Raw genomic sequence first — 11,561 nt, 5'->3', positions numbered from 1 at the left:
ATGGCGGAGATCACTCACAGCAGCGCGTTCCTCTTCATCTGGATCGGCTTCACCGCTTTGATGATCGTCTGCATCGGACTCATCTTTCTGTGGGGAGTCAGGACGAGGCAGTTCAGCGACCAGGAGCGGGCGCGCTATCTGCCGCTGGATGACGAAAACCGAGACCTTCTCCAATCTGCCAGTGAGACACAGGGGCACAGGGAAAACAGGCAGGTTGCGAGGCAGGAAGTCTGACTTGCAGTCTTCCCTCCGCGTCTCTGGGTCTCTGTGGCGGAGTTGCAGAATCAATGGAGGTTTGGCGACATGATGTATTTCAGCCTCTATGTCCAGCAGAACCAGTGGATCGTCGTCTCGCTGCTGGCGGGAATAATCCTGACGATCATGCTGTGGCTTACCTACTGGGCCATGTGGCGGCCCCGGCGGCATGAGAGCGTCCGGGAACCCAGGATAGAGATCAGGGGGCCGGGGAGCTTCTTCAGGTGGGTGCTGACTTTCATGCCGTGGGTTCTGGTGCTGGTGATAATCGGCACGACCCTCTATACCATAACCCACCTCTACTTGGCCGCAACGACCGTTCCCAACTGGTGAGGCGAGGATGGCGATGAGAAAGTACGACGAAGACCGGGAGATCCCTTCCCCGTGGGAGTGGGTGATAATCACCCTGTTCAGCATCGCGATTGCCGCTTTCGGATGGTTCGTTTACCGGATCGTGCCGGAAGGGCCGCGCTACTGGGATGTGGGGCAGCTTCCCGACACTCCGGCCGAATCCATCTATTCCACGGAGCAGCCGTGGGAGAGCCGGGCTCCGCAACGGCAGCTGCAAAGGCTTCCGGAAGCGAAAAAGGGGCTGCCGCCGAAGCCACGCAACGAACAGTTGCGTGAAAGGGGAGGGGCGCGATGAGGAAAGCGATAATCGTCGTCGCCGTCGCCGTTCCTGCGCTCATCCTCGCATCACTCTTCGGGTACGTTCTCTACACGGGCCCTCGGATGAAAGAGCAGCCCCACATACGCGCCTACCAAACGGTGGCTCCGCTTCCACCGGAAGGGACCGTCGCCGTTCACGTGCCGGAAGGTATTCCCTCTTCCGCTCAGGCGGCGCTCGCGACGAACCCTCTGGAGGCGACGGATCTCAATATTGAAAGGGGAAAGGTCTACTACGGCTACTACTGCATATTCTGTCATGGTGAGGAGGGGAGGGGGAACGGCCCGGTAGGTGAAAGCTACTCACCTGTCCCCGCCGATCTCCGTTCCGCCAGGGTCCGCGGTTATCGGGACGGGCAGCTGCTGCGACGGATGCTGACCGGAGCGGGGCACGGTCCCGTGCTCGAACGGGTAGTGTCTCCCAGGCACCGCTGGCATATCGTCCTCTACGTCCGCTCCCTCGCGGCAGCTCCGTGAGCCTTCGTTCGGCATCCTGCTCTGGTGGGCTTCCGGACGCAGCGCTCGCCCGGAAGTGTAGTTACTGATCCTCAGGGAATTGCATATGACCGAAATACTGGAGGCGACCATGGCGCCGGCTGCAATGAGGGGGTGGAGAATTCCCGCTGCCGCCGCGCAGATAGCAATGGCGTTGTAGCCGAAGCTCCAGGCGAAATTCTGCCGGACGATTCTCCTCGAACTCCTGCTGAGACCGATAACCCAGGGGATGAGGGTGAGGCGGCCCGAGAGAAGCGCTACATTGGCAGAGTGCCGCGCCAGGTCTATGGGGCCGAGGGCGAAGCCGACAGGCGCCAGGGCCAGGGCAGGGGCGTCGTTTATGCCGTCACCCACCATGGCGACCACACCGCTCCCCCCCATGGCATTCCGGATCACCGCCTGCTTCTCTTCGGGCGTCCTCGGTGCTTCCACCTTTTCGATTCCCGTCTTTTGCGCAACGGCCGCTGCCGCTTCGTAGCGGTCTCCCGAGAGGAGTACGGTTGCGATCCCCTGCTGATGCAGAGCTGAAACGCAAGCTGCTGCGTCTGCGCGAAGAGGAGCGGAAAGAGACAACCTCCCCCGTGCCGTTCCTCCCCAGGAGACGGTTACAACCGTCAGCGATCCCCATTCTTCCGCCATATCCGCTTCTGTGCTGCGCGCTGTTTCCGCGTTGACCGTACATTCTTTCCCCTCCCATATCACCGTGCCGCTGATGCCCTTTCCGGGGGTGACGACGATCCCGCTTGCAGTCCCTACTGGTATCCCGCGCGATCGGGCGGCCGCCACGATCGCCCCGGCGATAACATGTTCGCTTCCGGACTCCAGCGCCGCAAGCTTTCCGAGTAGTTCCGTCTCCGGTGTTTCCGGATCTAGTATTTCTATGCGTTGGAGATGGAAATCGCTTTCCGTGACGGTACCGCTCTTGTCGAAGAAGACGACGCCGATTTCGCCGATCCGCTCCATCACGTCTCCTCCCCGCACGGCGACCCCGGCCCGTGCGGCACAGGCTATAGCCAGAGAGGTTGCAAGGGGCGTGGCTATCCCCAGAGTGCAGGGACAGGCTACCACGAGTATGGCGAGTGCGCTGAGCCCACCCCGGACCGGATCGCCGCTCATGGACCAGTAGGCAGCGGCGGCAACGCTGATCAGGAGCACCAGTGGGACGAACCCGCGTGCGAGCTTTTCCGCAAGGCGTTCGATCCTGGCAGGATTGCGGAGAGCCGCCTCGGTGAGGGCCACTATCCGTTGGAGAAGGACTTCCGCTCCAACCTCTTCGGCGACGACCAAAAGGCTGCCGTGGCCGTTGATCGTGCCGGCGAGAACGCGGTCGCCGCAACCACGAAATGCCGTGCCGGCCTCACCGGTGAAAGCCGTCTCCTCTATGACCGTGCATCCTTCCCTTATCCGGCCGTCCACGGCTATCCGCTCTCCGGGCCTGATCCGGACCATATCTCCCGGACGGAGATCCCCCACCGGGACCTCCCGCGTCCCCTCTCCATCCACTAGGAGGGCCGTCGCCGGGAGAAGGAGGTCGACAGCCTGCAGCAGGTGCGCCGCCTTCGTCCTTGCGCTCGACTCGATCAGTCTGCCTACCGTCACCAGGACGGGAAGCATCGTTGCCGTATCGAAGTAGATATGGCCCGTTCGGGACAGGGTGTTGACGGCGCTGACGGCAAAGGCTGCAAGAGATCCTCCTGCGACGAGGGTGTCGAGGCTTGTCCGTCCTTCCCGTAGTTCCTGGAATGCGCCGCTGACGAAAGGGTACAGGAGGATGCCCATCGCGGGGAGGGAGAGGGCGAGGAGCACGTGCCTGAAGATATCGACGGCTCCCGCTTCGACCCAATCCGTATAGAGTAGAAGGGAAATCATCATGATATTCATTGCGAGGAGCGCACCTATCCCCAGCCTCAGGGTATGCCACGCCCGCTCCCCATCATTGCCGCTGCCGACGATGCCGGCCACCAGCCGGCAGGCATGGCAACAGTAGAGCGGTTTGTCAACGGCTCCACTGGCGGCTAATGGTAGTCCGCAGTGAGCGCAGCAGGTGCGGAGACCACCTTTAGTGAACCCCATTACTATTCTCCGGAACAGCAGTGCGGTTTGGCGGCGGGTGTCGGGGCGGCAGCCTGGTTCGAGCAGCCCAGGAGCTGGTGGTAGAGCGGTGTACCGCGAAGCATTGTGCCCGTACCGAGGAGAACGAGGATTACTCCACTGGCCACCGAGGCCCACCTTCTGAAATGGAGCCCAGCAAGGCGTCCGGCGGTGCCGAGGGCGAGGAGCGGAAGGAGTGTGCCGATGCCGAGGCCGGCCATGACAGCAATCCCGTCTGCGACGGAACCGGAGTTAAGTGCGTAGGCTAGAAATCCGAGCACTACGGGGCAGGGGAGAACTCCGGTGGTAAATCCCAGGAGGAGCGCGCTTCCCGGGTTGGGGGTTGCGAAAAGAGGGGCGAGAAGAGGGCCTGCGAGTCCATTCGCGGAAGATTTTTTCCCCCGCAGCGGCAGGAGTCCCAGAAGGGAGAGACCCGCCAGCAGCATGGCTGCCCCTGTGGTAACGCCGATTCCCGTTTGCAGCCACGAAGGTAGAAGCTTTTCGAATGATGATCCCATGTACCCGGCCAGCGCGCCAAGGAACATGTACATGGTGATTCTTCCGGCCTGCCACAGGGTTTGATCGATCAGCATCCTGCGGCCGTTGTCTTCCCTGGCAAGATGGAGGACAAATCCTCCGCACATGCCGAGGCAGTGGCCGCAGGCGAACAGCCCTCCTATGCAGCCGATGGTGAAGAGACTCGTCACGGGTAGACCTCCCGCTGATTTTTAATAAGAATAATCGAGTGGGAGGAAGATGCAAGCGGGTGGCAGCCGGTTGTGCCTCCATAAAGGGTGTAGAAGTTTTATTTTTTTTTCAAATATTTAACTTGCGAATGATTTATAAAGCTGTTATATTTATTCGTAGTTGTATAAATCCCTGAATTTATTCGGTTAAGACGCGGGTGTTTGGTGGGGTTCAGTTTTGTTGAATTTTCGGAACACTGTATTATTAAATGACCGTTCAGGTATTAGGTAAACAACTGTGATTCAGAAAGCTTATCATGCACTTGTCATAACGGTCGCTCTTTTCGTCACCGGTTTGGGGGTGGGACTGCCGGTCCTGTCGTGGCAGGATGGGTGCGAGCTGAAGGGCTCCCCCCTTCCTGTCGTGCATCCTGCTTCCAAGGAGAGATTGAGTGCCGTAGTCGTAAAGCCCGCTGACGAGGTTGCTGCGGTCGATTCGCTCCTGCCGGAACCCCCCATGTTTTTCGAACAGGCGGTTTCTGCGTTCCCGGTTTCCGCCGTCACTGCCGGCAGCAACCCGCATTTTCCTGCCAGAGCATCTCCTCCCGGAGAACAATCCTTCTGCTGAAAGAGTCAAGAGATAATGCGTCCTCTGCGATCCGGCGCCCGCTTCTCCTCAGGGCCGGACGGTTCGATCTTCGCGCACCCGATGAACCGCATGCAGTCCCCGAGGACATCATTGCGCCGGCAGGGGCTGCTGTCCGGCCCCCGGTACAACGGGTCTCGGCGCTGTCTCTATCTATCAAAAAAACCATGAGAAAAGGAGGTGACCTTTTACCCGTAGTGCAGCTTGGAATGTTAACGTGACAGGAAGAACTGCATGAATCGTTTTGGTGGAAACTTTACCTAAAGGAGTAACTCACATGTCTGAAAAGCAGTATGACTGGGCAAAAATTGCCAAGCACCCGAAGTTCATCGAACTGCACCACAAGAAGACGGTGTTTCTGTTCGGCTGGTGGATTTTCTCCACCGTGTACTATTTCCTCCTTCCCATCGGAGCGGCGTATACGCCGGGATTGTTCAAGATCAAGATTCTTGGAGCGATCAATTTCGGCTACCTCTTCGCGCTTTCCCAGTTCTTTGTTTCCTGGGCACTTGCGATGTACTACGCCCACGTGGCCAACAAGGACTTCGACAGGCTCACCCGCGAGCTCGTCGAGGAACTCACCTAAAGGAGGAGTAACGCTACCATGAAGAAATTACTCGTCGCCATAACACTGTCTCTCTCGCTGGGAACATTTGCCCACGCCGAGGACCCGGCCAAGGCTTCCGCACCCGGCGCTGCCGCCGTCACTGCTCCTGCTGCCGCCGCTGCTGCTCCGGCCGCCGTCCAGGCCGCTCCGGCTGCGACTCCTGCCGCCAAGCCTGCCGAGCCGGCAAAGCTTAAGGCCAACCCCAAGGTCACCATCCCGATCTTCCTCATCATCATCGGCGCCACCCTCGGCGTCGTCATATGGTCTGCAAGGAAGACCAAGTCGGCTGCCGACTTCTACACCGCAGGCGGCGGCATAACCGGTACCCAGAACGGCTGGGCCATCGCCGGCGACTACATGTCCGCGGCCTCCTTCCTGGGTATTTCCGGGATGATTTCGCTCTACGGGTATGACGGGTTCATGTACTCGGTAGGGTGGCTCGTGGCGTACATCACGGTGCTCCTCATCGTGGCGGAGCCGTGCAGAAACGCCGGCAAGTACACCCTGGGGGACATCCTCTCCTTCAGGACGGAGCCGAAGCCGGTTCGCGCAGTTGCCGCCATCTCCGTCGTCGCCGTCTCCACCTTCTACCTAACCGCGCAGATGGTCGGCGCCGGAAAGCTCATGCAGCTACTTCTTGGGATTCCCTACAAAGGCGCCGTAGTCGGCGTCGGCATCCTGATGGTCGGCTACGTCGTCTTCGGCGGCATGACCGCAACCACCTGGGTCCAGATCATCAAGGCGGGTCTTCTCATGACCGGCGCAGGCCTCCTGTCGATCCTCGTAGGGATCAAGTCCGGCATGAACCCGCTCCAGTTCTTCACCGACATCTCCACTAACCCGATGATCATCGAGCACGTGCAGAAGACCCTCCTCAAGCATACGGAGGTTCAGGCAGGATTGGACTACGGGCAGCGCTTCCTTGAGCCGGGCCTCTTCCTCAAGAACCCGCTCGACCAGATCTCCCTCGGGATGGCCCTTGTTCTTGGTACTGCAGGGATGCCTCACATCCTCATGCGCTTCTTCACGGTTCCGACCGCCCAGGCCGCACGCAAGTCCGTCATCGTGGCGATGTTCATCATCGGCTCCTTCTACATCCTCACCACCCTCCTCGGTTTCGGTGCTGCAATCCACCTGACCCCGCAGGGCATCATGGGTGTTGACAAGGGTGGCAACATGGCGGCGATGATGCTCGCCCAGAAGCTCGGCGGCGACATCTCTCCGTTCCTCGGCGACCTCCTACTCGCCTTCCTCTGTGCGGTTGCCTTCGCAACCATCCTGGCGGTTGTTTCGGGCCTCGTTCTCGCTGCTTCCGCTGCGATCAGCCACGACATCTACGTAAACGTCATCAAAGACGGTCATGCCGACCAGCACGAGCAGGTCATGGCTGCCCGCATCACCTCCCTCGTGGTCGGTACCTGCGGTATCATCATCGGTATCGCCGCCGAGAAGCAGAACGTTGCCCATCTCGTGGCACTGGCATTCGCCGTCGCCTCCTCCGGCAACCTGCCGGTCGTAGTGCTCTCCCTCTTCTGGAGGAAGTTCAACACCGCCGGTACCATTGCCGGGCTTCTGGTGGGAACGCTGGTTTCCATCGGGCTCGTTATGGTCTCCCCGAACATGACCTACCCGAAGATAGTCGCAGCCGACGCCAAGAAGGTTATCGAGTCGACCGAGAAGAAAATGGCAGCCCTCGCTCCGGGTGCCGTGCTGACCGAGAAGGAGATCAAGGCTTACGACAAGGCGAAGACCGACTTCGAGAAGAACAAGGACGGAAAATCGATCCTTGGTCTCGACAAGCCGCTCATCACCCTCAAGAACCCGGGCATCATCTCGATCCCCATCGGGTTCCTCGCTGCGATCTTCGCCGCACTTGCCTTCCCGAGCCGCCGCTCGGAGGAGATGTTCGACGAGATCTACGTCCGCCAGAACACCGGCATCGGCATGGCCAAGGCCATCGATCACTAGGAACCGATTCGGTTCATCACGCCTTGATTGGCGACTGCAATGTAGTGGGGGGGAAGCGTCAGCTTCCCCCTTTTTTTATGTGAGAGTAGGGTAGAAAAACTATATGACGGGGAGCGGAGGGAGAGGGTTATCCGGGCCCAGCGGCTCAACCAAGACCGAAACGCCGCAATACTTCCGGGGATGCCTGATCGAAATGAGAGAATTCCATGCTGAAGGTGCCTCGTCCCTTGGTGGCGCTGCGCAGTTCGGTCATGTAGCCGAACATGCCGGAAAGAGGGACCAATGCTCGGATGGTATGCACCGAGTCTCCGGTGACAACATTTTCCACCCGTCCCCCCTTCTGCTGAAGCGACCCAAGGACTCTGCCTGCGAATTCGGCCGGCGTCAGCAGTTCCAGCGAAATGACCGGTTCTAGGAGGGTCGGGGCTCCACTGCGGACCGCCATCATTAGGCCCCGCTGTGCAGCAGCGCGAATTCCGTGTTCGGTGGTAACTCCGGGAGTGAGGGGCGCCTCCAGCACCGTAATTTCGACATCTGTGAGGGGATAGCCGGTAGCAGGCCCGCCGGAGCAGGACTGGCGCAGGCTGTCGTCTAGAGCTGCACGCAGTTCGGCGGGGAGCGTGGTGTGTTCCAAGGGAGAGAGAACTATGGCCGGCCCCGACCCGCGGGGTAGGGGGGTAAGCCGAAGAAGCACCTCTCCTCCCTGTATCTTTCCTTCCGCTTCGCGCCTGAAGACTTCCCGGTGGTCGATGGCCTTCGTGATCGTTTCGCGGTATACCACCCGTGGCGATCCGGTTTTCACCTTTACCCCGAAGTCACGGGCCAGTCTGTCCACAACTATTTCCAGGTGCAACTCCCCCATCCCCGTAAGTATTGTCTGGCCGGTCTCTTCGTCCTCCCGGACCCGAAACGTCGGATCCTCCCAGCGCAGCTTTTCGAGCGCAGCGGGAAGGGCCTCCCTGTCCTCTGCCCCGACCGGCTCCACAGCGAGGGAGACCACAGGTTCCGGGGCGGAGATTCCCGGCAGGATTAGAGGCTGATCGGGATGGCAGAGGGTGTCCCCGGTGAGGGTCTCCTTCAGGCCCAGAGCGGCAGCGATTTCGCCGCATCCGATTTCGTCGAGGCGTTCGCGCTTGTGGGCGTGCATGCGAAAGATCCGGGATACTTTTTCCAGGCAACCGCGGGATGCGTTGAGGAGAGTGTCGTTGACGCGGAGCGTCCCCTGGTAGATGCGCAGGTAGGTGAGCTTTCTTCCTTCGTCGGAGAGAACCTTGAAGGCGAGGGCGCAGAAATGGCCGGAGGTGCCGCAGCCTACAGCCGCTTCCGCTCCTGTCTCCGGTTCTTGTGCGGCTACCGGCGGTATGTCGAGAGGCGAGGGGAGAAAAAGGCCTACGGCGTCGAGCACGGGCTGAATCCCTTTGTTGCGCAGAGCCGCACCGAGGAATACCGGAAAGATGGAGCATTCGAGGGTCCCTCGGCGTATTGCCTGATGAACCGCTTCGGCGGGGATCGCGTCTCCGGCGAGAAACAGGGAGCAAACAGCATCATCCTGCTCCGCCAGCGATTCCATAAGCTTCTCCCGTTGACGGCAGACCTCGTCTATCATCTCGGAGGGCACCGGCCGCCGCTCTACCTCTTTTCCTCTTTCATTTTCAGGAAAATAGAGGGCTTCCTGGGCAATCAGATCGACAACCCCCGTGAAGTTCCCCTCGGTGCCTATCGGAAGCTGCATGAGTAGAGGCTTCGCATCGAGCTGCTCCTTCATCTGAGCGAGCACACCAGAATAATCCGCGCCGACCCGGTCCATCTTGTTTATGAAGCAGATACGCGGCACCCGGTATCGCTCGGCTTGCCGCCAGACCGATTCGCTTTGGGGCTGGACACCTTCAACTGCACTGAAGATGGCGACAGCACCGTCCAGAACCCGCATGCTCCGCTCGACTTCGATGGTGAAGTCGATGTGGCCGGGTGTGTCTATGAGGTTGATCTGCCATGCCCGCCATCGGCAGGTGGTGCTTGTGGCCGTGATGGTGATGCCCCGTTCCTGCTCCTGGGGCATCCAGTCCATTACCGCCAGCCCCTCGTCCACTTCGCCGATTTTGTGCGTTTCCCCGCTGTAGAAGAGGATACGCTCGGAAACGGTGGTCTTGCCGGCGTCGATATGGGAAATGATGCCGATGTTGCGAATCTGTTCGGGAGATGCTCCGGACATGTTCACCTCGAAACTGTTCAGGCTGTCTCATTATACCGAAACAACCTGACAGCACAAGGAAGGGATCTTGATAATAAAGCCCCTGCGTTGACTTTGCTCCGGTCGGTTGTTACTATGCCAAACGTGACGCGGGGCCGGAGTTGCAAGACCCGCGGGAGGAGGCTGAAGATGAAGAGAATACTGTTGCTCGTGCTTGCGGTGACCTTTTCGCTGCCGCTCGGGGGGTGCCTCGTGAAGGAGAGCACCTACTTAAAAAAGGTGGACGAAACCGCTGCCCTGATGAAGGACCTGGCGGCACTCCAGGAAAAGCATCGTGAGCTGGCAGCGGATAACAGCACCCTCAGGGAGCAGGTGGAGAAGCTGTCAGGGGAGAGGGCTGACCTGCTTCGAGATAAAGAGAAGCTGGCCGTCGATAACAGGGAGCTGGAAAAGGTTCTGAAAGCGAAGTCTGACACGCTTTCCACTACCATCACCCAGCTTCGGCAGAAGATCGCCGATCTGGAGAACGAGAACGCACGCCTCGCGAAAGAAGTCCTTTCTCTCCAGAAAGCTAAGGAAGAGGAAGTGCAGAAGACTAGCAAAACCTATGAGGACCTGCTGGATAAAATGAAGAATGAGATAGCCCAAGGCCAGGTGACGATCTCTGAACTGAAAGGAAAGCTGACCGTCAATATGGTGGATGCCATTCTGTTCGATTCGGGAAAAGCGGAGGTAAAGCCGGAAGGGGTGGCGGTACTTCAGAAGGTGGTCGAGATTCTGAAGACGGTGCGTGATAAATCGATCAGGATCGAGGGGCATACCGACAACGTGCAGATAGTGGGGGCGCTGGCGCGGAGGTTTTCCACCAACTGGGAGCTTTCTGCTGCCCGTGCAATCAACGTAACGCGGTACCTGCAGGACCAGGGAGTCGATCCTGCCAATCTGGCGGCGGTTGCCTATGCCGAGCACAGGCCTGTGTCGGATAACGCTTCCGATGCAGGGAGGGCTAAAAACAGGCGGATAGAGATCATTCTGGTACCTCGGGACTAGCTTAGGGAAATGTGATAACCAATGGCGAAAAAGAAGAAAAAACAGGAGCCGCAACCGGCTGCTTTCAAGGCGGCTCAGTTCTCTTCACTGAAAGGGTATAAACCTGCCGAAGAAGGGCCAGACCCCCTTCAGGTGAAGCAGGAGCGGCAGGTCCAGCCTGAGCAGGAGAAAGTGGATTCGGCGAGGGAAAGGGACATTTTTCTGCGTGCTATGGAAGGCGTTCGCCCTTTTTCCGGGAAGATGCCCTTCAAGGAGGTATCCGCGGTTAAACCCGCCTCTGCGCCATCCCCCATCACTCAGGAGGAGCGGAACGTATTTCTGGATGCGCTGGCGAACCTTCAGCTTGACGTCCGGTTCCGTGAGGAAGAGAGGGAGGAAAGTGACGACGATACCCTGCGTCCGCTCTCAGCGAGCCGGACCAGGCAGCTCAAACGGGGAGAGATCAGGATTGACTATGAACTCGATCTCCACGGGATGGTGCGTGACGAGGCTCTGCAGTGCCTTGCCAGTTTCGTTGCCGGAGCATGGACCCGGCGGCAGCAGGCAGTGCTCGTGATAACAGGCAAGGGTAACAACTCGCCGGGAGAGCCGGTGCTGCAGCGCGCGGTGGCAGGATGGCTACGGGACAAAGGTCGGGGCATGGTCGCTGAATTCTCGCCTGCCCCCAGGCAGATGGGTGGCTCGGGGGCCTTTGTGGTATTTCTCCGGGACAAGGACAAGAAGCTGCCGGTGGGTGTCCGGAACCAGACCGGCTGACTCTCTTGCACATGATCAGGTTTTTAAGGCAGCCAAAGCGGCTGCCTTTTTTATTGTTTCGTGCAGAAGATGGCCCTAACTATTCCCGCCTTTCTACCGATATTAAAATTTGGTGAATTAGAGTTTGTTTTAAATGTCGGAAGGAGGCAT

General features: G+C 59.3%; 11 protein-coding genes and 1 pseudogene. 9 read left to right on the top strand and 3 right to left on the bottom strand.

Features of this window, described 5'->3' with window-relative positions:
• The 4 genes from ccoS to CFB04_RS10465 all read left to right on the top strand — a co-directional run bounded on the left by ccoS (position 1) and on the right by CFB04_RS10465 (position 1,398).
• On the top strand, positions 1-234 hold the full coding sequence (ccoS, locus tag CFB04_RS10480; protein ID WP_088535222.1) for a cbb3-type cytochrome oxidase assembly protein CcoS: 234 nt from the start codon (positions 1-3) through the stop codon (positions 232-234).
• Between the two features lie 69 nt (positions 235-303).
• Positions 304-588, top strand: a complete 285-nt coding sequence (locus CFB04_RS10475) for a hypothetical protein (protein WP_088535221.1) — start codon at positions 304-306, stop codon at positions 586-588.
• 7 nt (positions 589-595) lie between these two features.
• Complete coding sequence (locus CFB04_RS10470) at positions 596-901, top strand: hypothetical protein (RefSeq protein ID WP_088535220.1); 306 nt, start codon at positions 596-598, stop codon at positions 899-901.
• Positions 898-1,398 (top strand): cytochrome C, encoded by a 501-nt coding sequence (locus CFB04_RS10465; RefSeq protein WP_088535219.1) that lies wholly within the window; start codon positions 898-900, stop codon positions 1,396-1,398. Before CFB04_RS10470 ends, CFB04_RS10465 begins: the two co-directional genes overlap by 4 nt.
• 78 nt (positions 1,399-1,476) lie before the next feature.
• Here the strand turns inward: CFB04_RS10465 and CFB04_RS10460 are convergent.
• Positions 1,477-3,195, bottom strand: a pseudogene (locus tag CFB04_RS10460) (heavy metal translocating P-type ATPase); the annotation flags it as partial.
• 296 nt (positions 3,196-3,491) lie between these two features.
• Positions 3,492-4,214, bottom strand: coding sequence for a sulfite exporter TauE/SafE family protein (locus CFB04_RS10455; RefSeq protein WP_088535218.1), 723 nt, complete (start codon positions 4,212-4,214; stop codon positions 3,492-3,494).
• A 277-nt stretch (positions 4,215-4,491) separates the two neighbouring features.
• Between CFB04_RS10455 and CFB04_RS10450 the strand changes: the two genes are divergently transcribed.
• The 3 genes from CFB04_RS10450 to CFB04_RS10440 all read left to right on the top strand — a co-directional run bounded on the left by CFB04_RS10450 (position 4,492) and on the right by CFB04_RS10440 (position 7,414).
• A complete protein-coding gene (locus tag CFB04_RS10450) occupies positions 4,492-4,821 on the top strand; it encodes a hypothetical protein (RefSeq protein ID WP_088535217.1) in 330 nt (109 codons plus the stop codon).
• 295 nt (positions 4,822-5,116) lie between these two features.
• Entirely contained in the window at positions 5,117-5,425 is a 309-nt protein-coding gene (locus CFB04_RS10445) for a DUF485 domain-containing protein (protein WP_088535216.1), read from the top strand.
• An 18-nt stretch (positions 5,426-5,443) separates the two neighbouring features.
• Positions 5,444-7,414, top strand: coding sequence for a cation acetate symporter (locus tag CFB04_RS10440; protein ID WP_088535215.1), 1,971 nt, complete (start codon positions 5,444-5,446; stop codon positions 7,412-7,414).
• Between the two features lie 145 nt (positions 7,415-7,559).
• Here the strand turns inward: CFB04_RS10440 and fusA are convergent, their stop codons facing one another.
• Entirely contained in the window at positions 7,560-9,626 is a 2,067-nt protein-coding gene (fusA, locus tag CFB04_RS10435) for an elongation factor G (RefSeq protein ID WP_088535214.1), read from the bottom strand.
• Positions 9,627-9,794: 168 nt separating this feature from the next.
• On the opposite strand from fusA, the gene CFB04_RS10430 reads away from it, so the two are divergent.
• A complete protein-coding gene (locus CFB04_RS10430; protein ID WP_088535213.1) occupies positions 9,795-10,655 on the top strand; it encodes an OmpA family protein in 861 nt (286 codons plus the stop codon).
• Positions 10,656-10,676: 21 nt separating this feature from the next.
• Positions 10,677-11,411: a Smr/MutS family protein gene (locus CFB04_RS10425; RefSeq protein WP_088535212.1), complete on the top strand. Its 735-nt coding sequence runs from the start codon at positions 10,677-10,679 to the stop codon at positions 11,409-11,411.
• Positions 11,412-11,561 lie beyond the last annotated feature (150 nt).

The organism is Geobacter sp. DSM 9736, assembly GCF_900187405.1.
Taxonomy (GTDB): domain Bacteria; phylum Desulfobacterota; class Desulfuromonadia; order Geobacterales; family Geobacteraceae; genus DSM-9736.
The sequence above is the reverse complement of the archived record's forward strand: the minus strand, read 5'-3'. Positions and strand labels throughout refer to the sequence as shown.